The following is an 18,498-nucleotide window of genomic DNA, read 5'->3' on the forward strand; positions in this document are numbered from 1 at the left end:
GCCCGGTCGTAGGTTGGGGACCGTGGGAAAAGGCAAGGGGGTAGCCCCGTTCCTCGGATTGTGCGTGCTGGCAGGCGTTCTCGTCGCGGGCACGATGGCACCGGTCGCCATCGGCGCGGGTGTTTTGTCCAATCAGGTCAGTGACTCCGTCGACGCGATCTCCGCGGATCTGGAACACGCGGACCCGCCACTCGTGACGACGGTGACGGACCGGAATGGCAGTACGATCGCGACTTTGTACGCGCAGTACCGCATTCCGGTCACCGCGGCGCAGATCTCGCCCGCGATGAAGGCCGCGATCGTCGACATCGAGGACCGCCGCTTCTACACCGAAGGCGGGGTGGACCCGCAGGGCATGCTGCGCGCGGCGGTGAACGACAGCTCGGGCGGCGACCTGCAGGGCGCGTCGACGATCACGCAGCAGTACGTGAAGAACTACCTCATCAACGTCGTCGACCGCAACGACAAGACGGCGCAGGAGAAGGACCGCGAAGACTCGCTGGCGCGCAAGCTGCGCGAGGCCAAGATGGCCGTGCAGATCAGCCAGACGGTGTCCAAGGACGATGTGCTGGCCGACTACCTGAACGTGGTCGAGTACACCGGCACCGTCTACGGCATCGGCGCGGCCGCGGAAGCGTATTTCGGGACCACAGCGGACAAATTGACCGTGCCACAGGCCGCCTTGCTGGCGGGCATGGTGAACAACCCGAGCGTCTACAACCCGTATACGCATCCGGACAACGCGCTCAAGCGGCGCAACACCGTCATCGACTCCATGGTCACGGCGAAGTCCATCCCGGCTTCCTTCGCCGCCACCGCCAAAGCGACCCCGCTCGGCGTGGTCGGCACGCGCCCGGCCGCGCCGTCGAGCACGTGCCTGGGCGCGGCGCCCGACGCCGGATTCTTCTGCGCGTACGCGGTGAACTACCTCAAGCAGGCGGGGTTCACGGTCGACCAGCTCGACACCGGCGGCTACGTCGTGAAGACCACGATGGACCCGCACGTGAGCCAGGTCGTGAAGGACGCGGTGGACGCCAACGTGCCGACGACGCAGGACGGCGTGGCCAACACGTTCGCCGTGGTGCAGCCGGGCGCGAGCGGGCACCAGGTGCTCGCGATGGTCGCCAACCGCAACTACGGCACGGATCCCGCCCAGGGTGAGACGTCCACGAACATCGTGGCCGACGCGAGCAACAAGTTCGGCGCCGGATCGTCGTTCAAGATCTTCACCTCGGCCGCGGCGATGGTGGCGGGCAAGGCGGGGCTCAACACGCCGCTGCCCAACCCGTTCAGCAACTGCTTCACGCCGCCGAACGCGAACAAGTACACGCCGTGCTACTCGGTGAGCAACGACGGCACCAGCTACCCCGACCCGATCTCGCTCGCCAGCGGCCTGGCGACGTCGCCGAACGTCGCGTTCGTTGGGCTGGAGTCGCAGGTCGGCATGCCCGCCGTGCTGGACATGGCGCGCAAGCTGGGGCTGCGCAACACGCTCGCGACCAACGACGCGGGCAACCCGCCGATCACCGACCCGTCGGACGCACGCTCGAAGAACCCGCAGTACGACGAGCCGCAGTCGCAGTACTTCCAGAACCTGCTCTCGTTCACCCTCGGCAACAGCCCGGTGAGCCCGCTGGAGATGGCGAACGTCTCGGCGACGCTGATGAGCGGCGGCACGTGGTGCCCGCCCAACCCGATCCTGTCGGTGACCGACCGCAACGGCCAGGCTGTGCCGGTGAAGCAGCAGGGGTGCGAGCAGGTGATCCCGACGGGCGTCGCCAACACCCTGGAGGCCGGGCTTTCGCAGGACACCACGGTGGGCACGTCGGCGGCCGCCGCGCACTCGGCCGGCTGGACGCGTCCGGACATCGGCAAGACGGGGACCACGCAGCTGTCGGAGTCCGTCGCGTTCGTCGGCGGGGTGGACAACTTCGCCGTGTCGTCCATGGTGTTCGCCGACGGCCCGCACCCGGAGGAGATCTGCCCGGGCACCCCGGTGCACCTCGGCCGCTGCGGCCACGGCGCGTTCGGTGGCACGGTCGCGGCCCCGCCGTACTTCCACGCGATGAGCACGCTGCTGGCGGGTGTCCCCGACACCCCGGTCCCGGCGCCGGACCCGCAGTACCTCGACGCGCGGAACTGAACTGCCGCACTGAACCCCGCGCCGCACCCCCCCTGTCTTCGGCCAGGGCCGGTCGTTGACACCGTTTCGCACGTCGTGTCACGATTCCGGCTCCGGTGGCCGATTTCAGGGGGAGTGAGGCCATGAACGGATTCCTCGCGTACCGCCGAAGACCGCCCGCCGAACCGTCGGCGCGGGAGATCGATTTCGCCCGCAGGTGGCTGGCGCGCCGCGGGGTCGCGGTGTCCCTGCCGACGCGGTTGCTGTGCATCCGGATCGGCGCCCACTCCGTGGCGCCCTCCGCGTGGCTTCGCACGGTCGCGATCTACGCCGTGCTCGCCGTCGGCGGCGCCGTGGGATACCAGAGCCTGCAGGAGCTCCCGGGCGTGCACGGCCGGGAGATGACCTCGGCCGTCACCCTCTTCTTCGTGATCGCCGGTCTCCAGGTCGGCTGGTGGCGTGCCCGGCGCCTCCGTGAGCGCAACCTCGCCGCTTCGGTGCCCCACCGGCTCATCGGAGTCGCGCGGCCGAAGGGCGTGGTCGACGGCTGGTTCGGCGCCACGGCGGCCACCACCTTCGCCGGCGGCGCGTTCCTGGCGCTGGCCGTGTTCGCCGCCGTGCCCGAAGCTCGGACGTGGGCGTGGAGCTGGCTCGGCCTGCTCGCCGTGGGTGCGATCTGCACCGGGGTGATCGTGGTCGCCACCTCGCGCGAGCCCGTGCTCGCCGAGGACGACGCTTCGCTCGCCGCCGGGGAGCTGCTGCGCCGCGAGGCGGTTCAGGCCACCGCGCCGGCGATGTACACGCTGCCGGTGTTGTTCGAGGTCTTCGGCGAAGGCCGCCAGCCGCCCGCGTTCACCGGTCTGCTGATCGGTTACGTGGTGCTGTGCCTGGCGCTGCAAAGCGCGGGCCCGATCGCGCTGTCGCGGCGGAAGTTGCCGCCGGGGCACTACGGCGAGCCCGAAACCGCAGCGGCCCTCACCGCGGACGACGACGTGTGGCGGCCCGTCGTCCGCGGCTGAGCCGGAACCCCTCAGCCGAACAGGGGCGGCGGCAGTTCCTCCGCCAGCACGATCGACTTGAGCTGCGTGTACATGTCCAGCGTTTCCTTGCAGTACTCCCGGCCCAGGCCGCTGCCCTTGTAGCCGCCGAAGGGCGAGCCGTCGACGAGGTTGAAGTACTGGTTGACCCACACGGAGCCTGCGTGGAGGCGGTCGGCCGTGCGCATCGCGTTCTTCAGGTTGGTGGTGTAGACGCCGGCGGCGAGACCGTACTCGACGTCGTTGGCCTGGTCGATGAGCGCGTCGTAGTCCTTCCAGCGGATCACCGACAGCACCGGGCCGAAGATCTCCTCCTGCGCGATGCGGCTGGAGTTCTCCGTCTCGAACACGGTCGGCTCGATGAACCAGCCGTGCTCGCTGCCGGCCACCGTCGCGCGGCCGCCGCCGGTGACGAGCGACGAGTCGGAGCGGCCGGACTCGATGTAGTCCATCACGCGCCGGCCCTGCTTCTCCGACACGAGACAGCCGAGCCGCGTCGCGGGGTCGAGCGGGGAGCCGACGCGCACACCCTGGAAGCTCGCGGAGAGCTTGCCGAGGAAGTCGTCGTACAGGTCGTCGTGCACGAACAGCCGGGTGCCGGCGAGGCAGGACTGGCCGTTGCAGTAGGTGGCGGCGAACGTCGCGTTGTCGATGACCCGGTCGAGGTCCTCGATGTCGGGGAACACGATGTTGGGGCTCTTGCCGCCCAGCTCCAGCGACACCGGCACGAGCCGCTCGGCGCCGGCGTGCGCGACGAGCCGGCCGACCTCCGCGGAGCCGGTGAAGGCGAGCTTGTCCACGTCCGGGTGCGCCGTGAGCGCCGCGCCGGCCTCGTCGCCGTAGCCTGGCACGACGTTGACCACACCGGGCGGGAAGAGCTCGGCGAGCTTCGTGCACAGCTCCAAAGTGGACAGTGACGCGTTCTCGTCCGGCTTGAGCACCACCGCGTTGCCGGCCGCGAGCGCCGGGGCGAGCTTGAACGCCGTCATGATCGCGGGCACGTTCCACGGGATGATCTGCCCGACGACCCCGATCGGCTCGCGCTTCGCGATGGCCCAGCCGCCGGCGACGGGGTGGTTCCACCCGTCGTGCGTGACGGCGGCCGAGGCGAAGAACCGGTACTGCCCCACGGCGATCCGGTGGTCCAGTGGCGTTTCGAAGATCGTGCGGCCGATGTCCATCGTGTCGATGGCGGCCAGGCGCTCGGCGTTGGCCTCGATCCAGTCGGCGAGACGGTGCAGCAGCAGCGACCGCTCCTCGGGCCGGGTGGCGGCCCACTTCGGGAAAGCCGCGCGGGCGGCGGCCACGGCGGCGTCGACGTCGGCCGCGCCGCCGCGGGTGATCGTCGCGAGCCGCGCGCCGGTCGCGGCGTCCACCGCCGGGAAGGTCTCGGTCGAGATCGAGCGGAACTCACCGTTGATCAGGGGTTCGTAGTGGGCAGCGAGCGATTCGGCGCGCACGGGCGTCCTCCTCCGGCAGTGATCTGGGTTACCTCCCAGCGGAGTATTCGGGAACGCGCCGCGGAGTCAACGCGGTGTGCGTTCACTGTCCCCCGCCGTGCGCGAACCGGCCGCCCGTGGAGGCGCGGCGCTGCTATCCGTTGCCGCGCAAGGCCTCCGACGGGCCGCAGCCGAACAACCGGCGGTGCTCGGCGCTGAACCGCCCGGCGTTGCCGAAGCCCCACCGCGCCGCGACGGACGCCACCGTCGTTTCCGCCGGGGACCGCTCGCGCAGTTCGGCGTGCGCCCGGCGCAGCCGCGTCTCCCGCAGGTACGCCACCGGCGACGGGCGCCCCGCTCGGCTGAACGCGGCCTGCAGCCCGCGCACGCTCAGCCGCGCGGCGGCCGCGATCTCCAGCAGCCCGATGTCCTCGGCAGCGTTCAGCTCGATGAACGCCTCGGCGCGCCGCACGGCCGCCGGCGACGCCTGGCCCGCCGGCTCGCCCTCCGGGTCGCCGGACGTGCTCGGGTACGCCTCCAGCAGCGCGGTCGCCGCGAGCCGGAAGAGCTGGGCGGCGAGCAGCGGGCTGCCGGCCATCCCGTCGGCCGACCGCGTTTCCTCCAGCAGCAACCGGGTCGCGGTGTCCCACCGGCGCGCGGCCGCGGCCGACGCGGGGGCGCCGAGCGCGAACCGGACCGGCCGCGGCTCGTCCCACCCGCGCAGCTCGGCGGCGATCCGTTCGAGCCCGTCGCGGTCCAGCACGGTGTTGAGCACCTCGGCGCTGTCGTACCACCGCAGCTGGTACGAGCCGTAGGCGTCCATCACCAGCGCGCCCGGCCCGGCGCCGACCAGCCCTTCGGCGGTCGAGCGGACGGCGAACCGGCCCTTGAGCGGACGCGTGACGAGCACGAAGTCGTCGAAGGGCACGGGGTCCACTCGCACCTCGGCCCCGCCGTACACGAGGTCGAACAGCCGCACCTTGGCGAATCCGCGCGAGCTCTGCCGGCAGACGAACCCGCGCGCGCCGCCGACGAGGTCGAGCCGGTGCGGGCAGTAGACGTCGCTCAGCCGCGAGCGCGCCTCGTCCGGATCGCGCGTGTCGACCTCGGGTTTCACGACCGCAGCCATGGCCCGGCCCCCTTCGGCCGCTCTAGCGCCTTCCTGACGATCGTAAATTGTATTACAGTGGCGTTCTCCTGACGGCCGCCACGGGAAATGAGGTCAGCCGTGCAGCTCACGCCCAGTGCCCACTCGGATACGTTCTGCCGGGACAACTTGCCTCCCTTCGACCAGTGGCCGCACCTGCTCTTCGAGCTTCCCGAACTGCACTACCCCGATCGGCTCAACGCCGCAACCCGCCTGCTCGACGGAGCCGTCGCGCAATGGGGTCCCGACCGGCCCGCGGTGCTTTCGCCGACGAGCACGTGGACCTACGGCGAACTGCTCGCGCGCGCGAACCAGATCGCGGGCACGCTGGTGAGCCTCGGCGTGGTGCCGGGCAACCGCGTGCTGCTGCGCGGGCCGAACACGCCGTGGCTCGCCGCGTGCTGGCTCGGTGTGCTCAAGGCCGGCGCGGTCGCCGTGACCACGATGCCGATGCTGCGCACCCACGAGCTGACGAAGATCGTCGACGCGTCCTCCCCCACCCTCGCGCTCGCCGACCACCGCTACACCGAGGACCTGCTGCCGTTCGCTCTGCCGCTGCTCGCCTTCGGCGGCGACTCCTCCGACGACCTCGCGGCCCGCTGCGCGACGCAGCCCCCGACGTTCGCCGACGTCGAGACGGCCGCCGACGACGTGGCGATCCTGGCCTTCACCTCCGGCACCACCGGGCGGCCCAAGGCCACCATGCACTTCCACCGCGACCTCATCGCCATCGCGGACACGTTCTCGCGCCACCTCGTGAAGCCCGAGCCGACCGACCTGTTCACGGGCACGCCGCCGCTCGCCTTCACGTTCGGCCTCGGCGGGCTGCTCGTGTTCCCGCTGCACGCGGGCGCGGCCACGCTGCTGGTCGAGCGCGCGACCCCGCTCGAACTCGCCGACCTCGCGGCGGCCCACGGTGTCACGGTGCTGTTCACCGCCCCTACGGCCTATCGCGCGATCCTCGCCTCCGACCGAAGAGCCTCGCTGTCCCGCCTGCGCCGCGCGGTCTCGGCGGGCGAGGCGCTGCCCGAGAGCGTGGCCGTCGACTTCCACGAGGCCACCGGCCGCCGGCTCATCGACGGCATCGGCAGTACGGAGATGCTGCACGTGTTCATCTCCGCCGCCGACGAGGACACCCGCCCGGGCTCCACCGGCCGCGCCGTGCCGGGGTTCCGCGCGCGGATCGTGGACGCCGAGGGCCACCCGGTGCCCGACGGCACGCCCGGCCGGCTCGCCGTGCAGGGCCCCACGGGTTGCCGCTACCTCGCCGACGACCGCCAGACCGTGTTCGTGGAGGACGGCTGGAACCTCACCGGCGACACGTATGTGCGCGACGCCGACGGCTACTTCCACTACCGCGCCCGCAGCGACGACATGATCGTGTCCTCGGGCTACAACATCGCGGGCCCCGAGGTCGAGGAAGTCCTCATGGCCCACCCCGACGTGCTGGAGTGCGCGGTGGTCGCCGCACCGGACGAGGCACGCGGGTCGATCGTGGCCGCGTACGTGGTGCTGCGCGAAGGCGCGGACAGCGACGCCGCGATGGTCAAGCAACTGCAGGACTTCGCGAAATCCGTTGCGGCGCCGTACAAGTACCCGCGGCGGGTCGAGTTCGTGACCGAGCTGCCCCGCAACCCCAGCGGCAAGGTGCAACGGTTCCTCCTGCGCCGCCGGGCGGCCGGGCAGCCCGCGGAACCGCAGCCCGTCAACCCCTGAGCGTGGCCGAGCCCGTCAGTGCGACCGGACCGGGCTCAGATTCCATCCGAGGGTGACCACGGTGCCGTCCACGCCGGGTGTGATGTCGGCGTGGTCGGCGCTGGCCCGCAGCAGCAGGAGCCCGCGGCCGCGCAGCGACACGGGGTTGGGGTCGTCGACCGGCGCGCGCCAGTGCCCGTGGTCGGTGATCACGATCTCCACGCGGTCCGGCCGCACCACGGCTTCGAGGTCGAGCAGGCCCTTCCCGTCGCCGCCGTACGCGTGGTCGGCGACGTTGGCCAGCGCTTCGTAGCTGGCCAGCACGATGTCTTGCGCCCGTTCCTCCGGCACGCCCGCCGCGCGCACCCACGCCGTGAGCCGGTGGCGCAGCGCGCGCAGAGCACCCGGCTCGGCCACGACGTCGTGACAGCTCAGCGGCGTCCCGCCCGGCTGGGTGTCCTCGGGCAGGTTGTCTTCGGGCAGGGCCACGCTCAGACCTCCGTTCCCGAAGCGAGCGCCTCGTCGACGGTGGTGAACAGGCCGATCCACGTGTCGAGACCGGTGCTGGTGAGCGGCCGCGTCGTGACGTGCGACGTGCTGACCACGCGCAGCCCCCGCTCGCCCAGCCGCTGGTGCGCCGCGGCCAGCACCTGGAGCCCGGCCGAGCTGAGGAAGGTGACCTTGCGCAGGTCGACCACGAGCGCCTCGGGGCGCTCGTCGACCACGCCGGTCACGATCTCGTCGAGTTCGGGCGCGGTGACGAGGTCGATCTCGCCCGCGACGGTCACCACGGCGGCCCGCTCATGCCACCGCACCGTGACCAGCAGGTCGCCGGTCTCGGGCACATCCCGGGGAGAAGACGTCACGAGATCCCATCGTGCAGGATCGCCGCCGCGCGCGCCACTGCCGGTGCTCAGCGCGGCAGCTTCACGACGGTGACGAAGAAGTCGTCGATCTGGCGCACGACCTCCACGAACCGGTCGAAGTCCACGGGCTTGGTCACGTACGCGTTGGCGTGCAGGTCGTAGCTGCGCAGGATGTCCTCCTCCGCCTCCGACGTCGTCAGCACCACGACCGGGATGCTGCGCAGCTCCGGCGTCGCCTTGACCTCGGCGAGCACCTCGCGCCCGTCTTTCCGGGGCAGGTTGAGGTCCAGCAGGATCAGGCCCGGGCGCGGCGCGTCGGCGTACTGGTCCTCGCGGCGCAGGAACTGCAGGGCCTCGACCCCGTCGGCCACCACGTAGAGCGCGTTGCGGATCTTGTGGTGCTCGAACGCCTCCTGCGTCATCAGCACGTCGCCCGGGTCGTCCTCGACGAGCAGGATGTCGATGGGGGCCATGGTTTCGGTCATGCGTCCTCGTTCCCGGTTCGGGTCTCGATCAGGGGCTCGGTCTGCTCGGCCCGCTCCGGTTCCGGCTCGGGCGCCGGATCGAGCGCGGGCAGGGTGAAGCGGAAGCGGCTGCCTTCGGTCACGTCGGTGTCGAGCCAGATGCGGCCGCCGTGGAACTCCACGATCTTGCGGCACATCGCGAGCCCGATCCCGGTCCCGCTGTAGGCCGACTTGCTGTGCAACCGCTGGAAGATCACGAAGATCCGCTCGGCGTACTGCTCCTCGATGCCGATCCCGTTGTCGGACACGGAGAACTGCCACTCGTCGCCTTGGCGCTCGGCGCTCACGCGGACGACGGGCGGGACCTCGCCGTGGAACTTCAGCGCGTTGTTGACCAGGTTCTGCAGCACGGCGGTGAGCAGCGGCCCTTCACCCCGCACCTCGGGCAGCTCGCCGCGCTCGACGCGCGCGCCGGTCTCCTCGATCACGGACTCGAGGTTGCCGAGCGCCTCGTCGAGCAGCTTCCCGGTGTCCACCACGGTCATCTCTCCCGCGCGACGGCCCACGCGGGAGAAGGAGAGCAGGTCGTTGATGAGGTTCTGCATGCGCTTCGCACCGTCGACGGCGAAGGCGATGTACTGCTCACCGCGTTCGTCGAGCTGACCCTTGTAGCGGCGTTCGAGCAGCTGGCAGAAGCTCGCCACCTTGCGCAGCGGCTCCTGCAGGTCGTGCGAGGCCACGTAGGCGAACTGCTCGAGGTCCGAATTGGACCGTTCGAGCTCCTGGGTGCGGGTGTCGAGCAGCTCGTGCGCGTGCTCCAGCTCGCTGACCTCGCTCACGATCCGCAGGCGCATCGCGTCGACGTCGGCGCCCAGCTCCACGAGCTCGCGCGGGCCGGTGCCGCGCACGGGCCGGTGGATGTCGCCGGTGGCGGACACCTCGCGGACCTCGGCGGCCAGCCGCATGATCGGCACGGTGATCACGCGGCGCAGCCAGACCCACAGCAGGACGAACAGGATCACCACGAGCCCGGCGATCACGAGCAGCAGCACGGTGAGCGAGGTGGCGGCGCCGTTGAGGTCGGCCCGGCCGGAGTCGCGCGCGGCGGACAGGTCCGCCGTGAGCGTGTCGAGGGTGGTCCGGACCCGGTCGAACAGCGCCTTGCCGGCGTCGGCCGCACCGACTCCGGGCGAGGCGCCGGGCGACGCCGGCTTCGTGACCGCGTCCTGCCAGGCGCCGGCGGCACGCAGCACGGTCTCGAGGTCATCGCCGACCTGGGTTCCGGGCAGGGCGCCGAGGCGGCGCAGCTCGGCCGTGGCGGCGTCCTGTTGCGTGCGGCCCGCAAGGTAGGGGTCGAGGAAGTCGCGCTGGCCGGTGAGCAGGAACCCGCGGATGCCGGTCTCCTGGTTCAGCAGCGCCTGCGACAGCGCATTGGCCTGCAGCAGCTGCGGGCCGCTCTGGTCGAGCAGCCGCGTGCGGGCGTCGTTGAGGTTGCCCACCGCGAGGACCCCGCCGGCGACCGCCGCCAGCAGGAGCACCGCCTCGACGAGGCCGACCACGGAGACCCAGCGCCGGATCGGCCAGTGCGGCTGCGCTCGGACGTAGCGGCTCATTACGCGGCCCCCTCACGATCTTCGAGGTGCGTGAGCATGGTGAGGGCGACGTCGTCGTCGAGCGGGCCGGCGTTGAGCTCCTCGACGCGGGTGATGAGCCGGTCGAGCACCACGCCGTGGCCGGTGTCCGGCCCGGCCTCGCGCAGGAGCTCGACGAGCAGGCGCGCCATCTCCTCGTGGCCGAGGCGCTCCGCTCCGCCGCCGACGCGGCCCTCGAAGATGCCGTCGGTGTAGAGCACGAGCGACCATCCGGGCTCGAGGTCGACGTCCAGCGGGTCCCACCGCGCGTCCGGGACGACCCCGAGCGGCACGCCCAGCTTCTCGCCGGGCAGCAGGCGGCCGGTGCCGTCGCGGCCGATCAGCAGCGGGGGCGGGTGGCCGGCGAGGCTCATCCGCGCCGACCGGCGGTCGGGAGCGACGACGACGGTGCACAGCGTCGCGAACAGCGGACGGATCCGCTCGTGCACGAGGACGCGCTCCACCGTCGCGAGCACGTCGGCCATCGGCATGCCCGCCAGCACCAGCGCGCGCCACGCGATGCGCAGCGCGACGCCGAGGGCGGCCTCGTCCGGACCGTGTCCGCAGACGTCGCCGATCACCAGGTGCACGGTGCCGTCGGTGAGTTCCACGGCGTCGTAGAAGTCACCGCCCAGCAGTGAGCCGTTGCGGCCCGGGCGGTACTTCGACGCCAGCTCCAGGTGCGGGTCGGCGAGCAGCGGGGTGGGCAGCAGGCCGCGTTCCAGGCGCGAGTTCTCGCTGGCCAGCAGCTGTTGCTGCAGCAGCTGCTGCTCCACCTGCTCGGTGCGTTTGCGTTCCCACGCGTAGCGCAGCGCCTTGCCCAGCAGCGGGCCGTCGACCTGGTTCTTGCCGAGATAGTCCTGGGCACCCGCGGCGACGGCGGCGACCCCGGTGGTCTCGTCGTTCTGCCCGGTCAGCACCACCACGGCGGTGCCGGGTGCGTGCTGGCGCAGCCGCGTGAGGCCGGTGAGCCCCATCGCGTCGGGCAGCTGCAGGTCGAGCAGGATGCAGTCGGCCACGACGGGGCCTTCGAGCGCCTCGGCGAGCGTCCGCGCGCGGGCGAGCGTGGCCGGCACCGACGCGTCGGCCAGCATCTCTTCCACGATCAGGGCGTCGCCGTCGTCGTCCTCGATGAGGAGCACGCGCAACCGCGAACCCGGCGCGGCCGGATCGGTCCGGGGGAACACCGGAGAAGCGGCCCGCTCCACGGTGTCGGACAACCGGTCCGACAGATCCCTGTTCGACAGAACAATCAGCCTTTCGGGAAACGTGCCGTCTCCGACACCGCCCCGCGCGCGGGGTCTCGGCGACACGAAGGAGAGCCCTGGCGCGGACGAATCCACACCGGGGCTCGAAGGCTGTCTTTTCAACCTGCGCTCACCCTAGCCCGGCCGCGGCGCGCGGCCTATGCCGGACATGCCGGAGTGGCTCGCTACACGGTGAACCGGTCGGGGTCCGCGGCCTTCCAGTCGACGGCCCACTCCTCGGGCGGCTCGGCGAGCAGCTGTCCGGGCTCGAGCCAGTCGTACAGCTCGGCGTAGGAGCGCACCACGTGCGGGTCGAGGCGCCGGCGCAGCTGGTGCGGCGCGAGGTCGGCCGGGTCGGACACGCCCATCGCGGCCATGATCTGGAGCGCCCCGGCCACGGTCGAGTGCTGGTAGCGCTGCACCCGCTGCGACTTGTCCCCGACGTCGAGCGCGCGCCCGCGCCGCGGGTCCTGCGTGGCGACGCCGACCGGGCACTTGTTGGTGTGGCAGCGCTGCGACTGGATGCACCCGACGGCGAACATCATCGCCCGCGCCGCGTTGGTGTAGTCGGCTCCCTGCACCAGGCGCTTCACCAGATCGGCCCCCGTGGCCACCTTTCCGCTGGCGCCCAGGCGGATGCGGTCGCGCAGGCCGGTGCCGACGAGTGCGTTGTGGACGGTGATGAGACCTTCGGTGAGCGGAGTGCCGAGGTGGTCGGCGAACTCCAGCGGCGCGGCACCGGTGCCGCCCTCGGAACCGTCGACGACGATGAAGTCCGGCGTGACCTCCTCGTCCGCCATCGCCTTGCACAGAGCCAGTACCTGCCGCCGCGAACCGACGCACAGCTTGAAGCCGGTGGGCTTGCCGTCGGCGAGCTCGCGCATGCGCGCGACGAAGTGCACCAGCTCGCGCGGGGTGGAGAAAACACGGTGGTACGGCGGGGAAATCACGGTCTGCCCGATCGGCACGTCGCGCACCCGGGCGATCTCGGCGTTGACCTTCGAGCCGGGCAGCACCCCGCCGATCCCGGGCTTCGCGCCCTGGGAAAGCTTGAGTGACACGCACTTCACGGCGTCGTGCTGCGCCTTCTCGGCGAACTCGGCGGCGTCGAAGTCGCCGTCGGAGGTGCGGCAGCCGAAGTAGCCGGTGCCGATCTCCCAGATCAGGTCTCCCCCGCCGCGCAGGTGGTACTCCGACAGCCCGCCCTCACCCGTGTCGTGCGCGAAGCCGCCGAGCGCGGCGCCCTTGTTGAGCGCCAGGATCGCGTTGGCGGACAGGCTGCCGAAGCTCATCGCGGAGACGTTGAGCAGCGCCATGTCATAGGGCTTCGTGCAGTCCGGCCCGCCGATCCGCACGCGCGGCGGCGTCTCCACCTGCTTCACCGGCGCCATGGAGGGCACGAGGAACTCGTAGCCGTCGGCGTACACGTCGCGCTCGGTGCCGAACGGCTCCTCCGCGTCGGTGCCCTTCGCGCGCTGGTAGACGATGCTGCGCACGCTGCGGTCGTACGGGCGCCCGTCGAAGTTGCGTTCGATGAAGTACTGCTGCAGCTCCGGGCGGATGGCCTCCAGCAGGAACCGCGCGTGGCCGAGCACGGGGTAGTTGCGCAGCACGGAATGCTTCGTCTGCAGCAGGTCGTACACCCCGACCAGCGCCGGGACCAGCAGCGGCCCGGCGAGGAACCACCACCACGCGTTGCCGGCCGCCAACACCACCGCACCCGCCGCGACCACGACGAGCAGCGCGACCGCGCCGACCCTGACCGCACTGAATCCACGCACGGGGAGAACCTAGCTCCCGCAGCGGCTTTGCGCAGGTCCGGGCTGCCTTTCGACCCGGCGGGAACGGTGGATGTGTCCCGGTTTGTGCCCGATCGTCCACCGGAAACGGACCCGGCCGGCGTGGTACAGCCCACGCCGGCCGGTCCGGCGGCTCAGTACGCCAGGTTCGGCCGCAGCCAGCGCTCGACCTCGTCCAGGTCCAGGCCGCGCCGGCGGGCGTAGTCCTCGACCTGGTCGCGGCCCAGGCGCCCGACGGTGAAGTATCGGGACTCCGGGTGCGCGAAGATCAGGCCGCTCACGGCGGCGGCCGGGGTCATCGCGTACGACTCGGTCAGGCCGATCCCGAGCTCCCGGGCGCCGAGCAGGTCGAAGAGGTCCTTCTTCTCGCTGTGGTCGGGGCTCGCCGGGTAACCGAGGGCCGGGCGGATGCCGCGGAAGCGTTCGGCGTGCAGGTCCTCCAGCGCGGGCTGCGCGTCGGGCTCGAACCAGCGGCGGCGGGCCTCCAGGTGGATGTACTCGGCGAACGCCTCGGCCAGGCGGTCGGCCAGGGCCTTGACCATGATGGCGCGGTAGTCGTCGTGCTGGGCTTCGTAGTGGTGCGCCAGCTCCTCGGCTCCGTGGATGGCCACGGCGAAACCGCCGAGGTGGTCGCCCGACGGTGCGACGTAGTCGGCCAGGCAGCGGTTGGCGCGGCCTTCGGGCTTCTTGGTCTGCTGGCGCAGCATGGGGAAGCCGCGGCCGGCGTACTCGCCGTCGAGCAGGATGTCGTCGCCCTCGGCGTGGGCGGGCCAGTAGCCGTACGAGCCGCGGGCGGTGAAGGAGCCGTCGGCGATGATCTCGTCGAGCAGCGCCGTGGCGTCGTCGAAGAGCTCGCGCGCGACGGGCTGCTCGAGGATCGCCGGGTACTTGCCCTTGAGCTCCCAGGCCAGGAACAGGAACTGCCAGTCGATCATCTCGCGCAGCTCGGCGATCGTCGGCTCGACCACGCGCACGCCGGTGAACTCCGGCACGGGCACGTCGTCGAACGACACCTGCTCGCGGTTGGCACGGGCCTGCTCGACCGTGAGCAACGGCGTCGCGTGGCGATTCTCGTGCTGTTCGCGCAGGCGCTGCTGCTCGGCGCGGTTGGCCGTGTCGAGCACGTCGGAGCGATCGGTGTCGAGCAGGTCGGACACCACCCCGACCACGCGCGACGCGTCGAGCACGTGCACCGTGGTGTGGTCGTAGACCGGCGCGATCTTCACGGCCGTGTGCTGCTTCGACGTAGTGGCGCCGCCGATGAGCAGCGGCAGCTTCAGCCCCCGCCGCTGCATTTCCGTGGCCACGCCGACCATCTCGTCGAGCGAGGGCGTGATCAGCCCGGACAGCCCGATCACGTCGGCGCTCTCGGCCACCGCCGTGTCGAGGATCTGCGCGGCGGGGACCATCACGCCGAGGTCGATGACCTCGTAGTTGTTGCAGCCCAGCACCACGCCGACGATGTTCTTGCCGATGTCGTGCACGTCGCCCTTCACCGTGGCGAGCACGACCTTGCCCTGGCCGCGGGAGGTGTCGATGCGGCCTTCGAGGCGCATCTTCTCCTTCTCCGCCTCCATGTACGGCTCCAGGTAGGCCACCGACCGCTTCATCACGCGGGCGCTCTTCACGACCTGCGGCAGGAACATCTTGCCGGAGCCGAACAGGTCGCCGACGATCTTCATGCCGTCCATCAGCGGGCCCTCGATCACCTCGAGCGGCCGGTCGAACTGCTGACGCGCCTCTTCGGTGTCGGCCTCGATGAAGTCGACGATGCCGTGCACGAGCGCGTGCGAAAGCCGTTCCGTGACCGGCCCTTCGCGCCACGACAGGTCGACGGTTCGCTTGGTACCGCTGCCCTTCACCGTCTCGGCGAACTCCACTAGCCGGTCGGTCGCGTCCTCGCGGCGGTCGAAGAGCACGTCCTCGACGAGCTCCAGCAGGTCCTTCGGGATGTCCTCGTAGACGGCGAGCTGGCCCGCGTTGACGATGCCCATGTCGAGCCCCGCGCGCACGGCATGGAACAGGAACGCCGAGTGCATCGCCTCGCGCACCACGTCGTTGCCGCGGAAGGAGAACGACAGGTTCGAGATGCCGCCGGACGTGTGCGCGCCGGGGCAGCGCTCCTTGATCTGCGGCAGGGCCTCGATGAAAGCCTTGGCGTAGCCGTTGTGCTCACTGATGCCGGTGGCGACGGCCAGCACGTTCGGGTCGAAGATGATGTCCTCGCCCGCGAACCCGGCCTGCTGCGTGAGCAGGTCGTAGGCGCGGGCGCAGATGTCCACCTTGCGCTGCGCGGTGTCGGCCTGGCCCTTCTCGTCGAAGGCCATCACGACGACACCGGCGCCGTAGTCGCGGATGCGGCGGGCCTGCTCCAGGAACGGGCCCTCGCCCTCCTTGAGACTGATGGAGTTGACCACGCCCTTGCCCTGCACGCACCGCAGGCCGGCTTCGAGCACGCTCCAGCGCGAGCTGTCGATCATCACCGGAATGCGCGCGACCTCGGGCTCGGTGGCGATGAGGTTGAGGAACGTGGTCATCGCCTGCTCGGAGTCGAGCAGGTCGGCGTCCATGTTCACGTCGAGCAGGTTGGCGCCGCCGCGCACCTGCTCCAGCGCGACGTCGACGGCCGCCTGGTGGTTGTCGCCCTCGATGAGGCGGCGGAACTTCGCGGACCCCGTGACGTTGGTGCGCTCGCCGATCATCACGAAGCCGGTGTCCTCGCCGATCGTGAACGGCTCCAGCCCGCTGAAGCGCGAGCGGTGCGCCGGCTCGGGCACCTCGCGCGGCGCCAGGCCCCGCACGGCTTCGGCGATCTTCGCGATGTGCGCGGGCGTGGTGCCGCAGCACCCGCCGACGATGTTGACCATGCCCTCGCCCGCGAACTCGCCGAGCATGCCGCCGGTCTCGTCGGGTGTCTGGTCGTAGCCGCCGAACGCGTTGGGCAGGCCGGCGTTGGGGTGGCACGCGGTGTAGGTGCCCGCGAGCTTCGCCAGCTCCTCCACGTGCGGGCGCATCTCGGCGGCACCCAGCGAGCAGTTCACGCCCACGACCAGCGGTTCCGCGTGGGCGATGGAGTTCCAGAACGCCTCCACCGTCTGCCCGGACAACGTGCGGCCCGACAGGTCCACGATCGTCACGGAGATCCACAGCGGCAGGTGCGGCGCGACCTCGCGTGCGGCCGTGATGGCGGCCTTGGCGTTGAGGGTGTCGAAGATCGTCTCGATGAGCAGCAGGTCGACGCCGCCGTCGGCGAGCGCCTGGATCTGCTCGGCGTAGGACGCCTTGACCTCCTCGAAGGTCACCGCGCGGAACGCCGGGTCCTCGACGCGCGGCGAGAGGGACAGCGTGACGTTGAGCGGGCCGATGGAGCCCGCCACGAAGCGCCCGCCGAACTCGTCGGCGGCCTGGCGCGCCAGGGCGGCCGCGCGCAGGTTCATCTCGCGCACGTGGTCCTGGAGGCCGTAGTCGGCCTGACCGATGCTGGTGGCGGTGAAGGTGTTCGTGGTCGTGATGTCCGCGCCCGCGGCCAGGTACTGGCGGTGGACGTCGAGGATCACGTCGGGCCGGGTGAGGTTCAGCAGGTCCGGGTCGCCGGTGACGTCCTTGGCGTGTCCCTCGAGCCACTCGTCACGGTAGTCCTCAGGGGTCAGACCGGCGCCCTGCAGCATCGTGCCCCATGCGCCGTCGAGCACGGCGATGCGCTGGTCGAGCAGGTCCCGCACGTCGTGAATCCTGCGCTGCTGGGTCATGCCACCTCCGTCGTAGTCACGGAGGCGCCCTTCGGTTCACGGTGGAGCCGGCCGAGCGTGGCGGACTCACGTGGTCCGTTGCAGCGCCTCTCGACCTCGGTAGTCGAGACTACCGGATCCCACTGTTACAGGCAGCCACCGTTCACACTCCGGGACGGTCAGTCACCGAGCGGCGCGCCCCGCCACTTCCACTCCACCCGCCGTGACCTGCCCGGCAACGCGATCCGGCCCGCGCACCAGCGAAGGCCGTCCCACGGATCGGACGCCGGCGCCTCGTCGGGGAACAGCCGTGCGACGACGTTCGCGCAGACTTCGCGGGGCGGGTCGAGCTCGGTGCCGAGTCCGGTGGCCAGGTCTTCACCGTGCAGCAGGAGTTCGGCGCAGCCCATGGCGGCGAAGCCGGCCGGGTCGGCCCGGCCGGTGGGGTGGTAAGCCCTGGTGTCCGGCCTGCTCGCGCTGACGGCCGCCTGCAGGAGGCGGCCGCCGGTGAGGGCGAGTTCCAGGAGTTCCTCGGGTGTGGCGCCTTCGTCGGCCTTGGCGAGGAAGCGCACGTAGTGGTCCTGCGGCCGGCTGACCACCTGGGCGGCGTAGGACAGGAGGACGTCGCCGACGTGCTCCGCGGTCTGGCGGCAGTCCCAGTCGAGCTCGCCCGCGTTGCGGGTCCAGTCTCGGGCGACGGTGGGCCGGAGGGTGTTCTCCACGCTTTCCAGGGCCCGGCCGAGATCCACGGCGGTGACGGTCATGGGGCCATGGTGCCTCAGCCGGGGTCGAGCACCTTGCGCAACCGGGTGAGCGCGCGGTGCTGCTGCACGCGGACCGCGCCCGCGGTGAGGCCCAGCGCCTCGGCGGTCTCCTCGGCGGACAGGCCGATGATCACCCGCAGGACGACGATCTCCCGCTGCCGGTCGGGCAAGACCCGCATGAGGTCGGTCATGCGCTCGTCCAGCGCCTGCCGCTCGACGACCAGCCGGGCGCCGCGATGTACATCGGCACCCATCTGCTGCGCGATTCCGTACACGAGGGCGAGAAACGACCGGTCGCCGACGCGCTGGCCGGGCAGGTACCTCTGGTCGGCCATTGTGGTCTCCCCCTTCCGTTTCCCGCAGTTGCGAGTGGAGGTCGTCGAGCTGCTTGCGCGCGTGGCGCAGGTTGGACCGGACCGTGCTCACCCGCGTGGACAGCAGCACGGCGATCTCCTCGGTCGAGTAGCCGTCGATGTACCAGGCCAGCACTTCGCGCTGCCTCGGCGGGAGCCGGCTCAGCGCGGCGCGGTCGCTCACCCGGCATCGCTCTCGCTCCCCT

13 protein-coding genes and 2 pseudogenes are annotated in these 18,498 nt (G+C 71.2%); 3 read left to right on the forward strand and 12 right to left on the reverse strand.

The annotated features are described in order from the left end of the window. The first annotated feature begins 94 nt into the window (after nt 1-94). Nucleotides 95-2,143, forward strand: a complete 2,049-nt coding sequence (locus AB0K15_RS07145; RefSeq protein WP_364046693.1) for a transglycosylase domain-containing protein — start codon at nt 95-97, stop codon at nt 2,141-2,143. 122 nt (nt 2,144-2,265) lie between these two features. Further along, complete coding sequence (locus AB0K15_RS07150; RefSeq protein ID WP_364046485.1) at nt 2,266-3,141, forward strand: hypothetical protein; 876 nt, start codon at nt 2,266-2,268, stop codon at nt 3,139-3,141. A gap of 11 nt (nt 3,142-3,152) precedes the next feature. Here AB0K15_RS07150 and AB0K15_RS07155 read toward each other — a convergent pair whose 3' ends face one another. Together AB0K15_RS07155 and AB0K15_RS07160 are read right to left on the reverse strand one after the other, a co-directional pair. After that, on the reverse strand, nt 3,153-4,619 hold the full coding sequence (locus AB0K15_RS07155; protein ID WP_364046487.1) for an aldehyde dehydrogenase family protein: 1,467 nt from the start codon (nt 4,617-4,619) through the stop codon (nt 3,153-3,155). 133 nt (nt 4,620-4,752) lie between these two features. Then, nucleotides 4,753-5,727 (reverse strand): AraC family transcriptional regulator, encoded by a 975-nt coding sequence (locus tag AB0K15_RS07160; protein WP_364046489.1) that lies wholly within the window; start codon nt 5,725-5,727, stop codon nt 4,753-4,755. 99 nt (nt 5,728-5,826) lie between these two features. Between AB0K15_RS07160 and AB0K15_RS07165 the strand changes: the two genes are divergently transcribed. Further along, on the forward strand, nt 5,827-7,461 hold the full coding sequence (locus tag AB0K15_RS07165) for an AMP-binding protein (RefSeq protein WP_364046490.1): 1,635 nt from the start codon (nt 5,827-5,829) through the stop codon (nt 7,459-7,461). Nucleotides 7,462-7,476: 15 nt separating this feature from the next. On the opposite strand, the gene AB0K15_RS07170 is transcribed toward AB0K15_RS07165, so the two are convergent. The 10 genes and pseudogenes from AB0K15_RS07170 to AB0K15_RS07215 form a co-directional block, all read right to left on the reverse strand. Continuing rightward, nucleotides 7,477-7,929, reverse strand: coding sequence for an ATP-binding protein (locus tag AB0K15_RS07170; RefSeq protein ID WP_364046492.1), 453 nt, complete (start codon nt 7,927-7,929; stop codon nt 7,477-7,479). A 2-nt stretch (nt 7,930-7,931) separates the two neighbouring features. Next, nucleotides 7,932-8,306, reverse strand: a complete 375-nt coding sequence (locus AB0K15_RS07175) for an STAS domain-containing protein (RefSeq protein ID WP_364046494.1) — start codon at nt 8,304-8,306, stop codon at nt 7,932-7,934. A 47-nt stretch (nt 8,307-8,353) separates the two neighbouring features. Then, nucleotides 8,354-8,791 carry a response regulator gene (locus AB0K15_RS07180; RefSeq protein ID WP_285968600.1) on the reverse strand — a complete coding sequence of 146 codons (438 nt, stop codon included), beginning with the start codon at nt 8,789-8,791 and terminating at the stop codon, nt 8,354-8,356. Beyond that, entirely contained in the window at nt 8,788-10,383 is a 1,596-nt protein-coding gene (locus AB0K15_RS07185; protein WP_364046496.1) for an ATP-binding protein, read from the reverse strand. Before AB0K15_RS07185 ends, AB0K15_RS07180 begins: the two co-directional genes overlap by 4 nt. Then, entirely contained in the window at nt 10,383-11,588 is a 1,206-nt protein-coding gene (locus AB0K15_RS07190) for a SpoIIE family protein phosphatase (RefSeq protein ID WP_364046696.1), read from the reverse strand. Before AB0K15_RS07190 ends, AB0K15_RS07185 begins: the two co-directional genes overlap by 1 nt. Nucleotides 11,589-11,833: 245 nt before the next feature. Then, on the reverse strand, nt 11,834-13,429 hold the full coding sequence (locus AB0K15_RS07195) for an FMN-binding glutamate synthase family protein (RefSeq protein WP_364046498.1): 1,596 nt from the start codon (nt 13,427-13,429) through the stop codon (nt 11,834-11,836). A 152-nt stretch (nt 13,430-13,581) separates the two neighbouring features. Beyond that, nucleotides 13,582-17,196, reverse strand: a complete 3,615-nt coding sequence (metH, locus tag AB0K15_RS07200; protein ID WP_364046500.1) for a methionine synthase — start codon at nt 17,194-17,196, stop codon at nt 13,582-13,584. A 158-nt stretch (nt 17,197-17,354) separates the two neighbouring features. Further along, nucleotides 17,355-17,939, reverse strand: coding sequence for a hypothetical protein (locus tag AB0K15_RS07205; RefSeq protein WP_364046699.1), 585 nt, complete (start codon nt 17,937-17,939; stop codon nt 17,355-17,357). A 14-nt stretch (nt 17,940-17,953) separates the two neighbouring features. Then, nucleotides 17,954-18,232 (reverse strand): annotated as a pseudogene (locus tag AB0K15_RS07210) (sigma-70 family RNA polymerase sigma factor); the annotation flags it as partial. Nucleotides 18,233-18,332: 100 nt separating this feature from the next. Next, nucleotides 18,333-18,476, reverse strand: a pseudogene (locus AB0K15_RS07215) (sigma-70 region 4 domain-containing protein); the annotation flags it as partial. Nucleotides 18,477-18,498: the final 22 nt, after the last annotated feature.

It is taken from the genome of Amycolatopsis sp. NPDC049253, from assembly GCF_040678995.1.
Taxonomy (GTDB): Bacteria; Actinomycetota; Actinomycetes; order Mycobacteriales; family Pseudonocardiaceae; genus Amycolatopsis.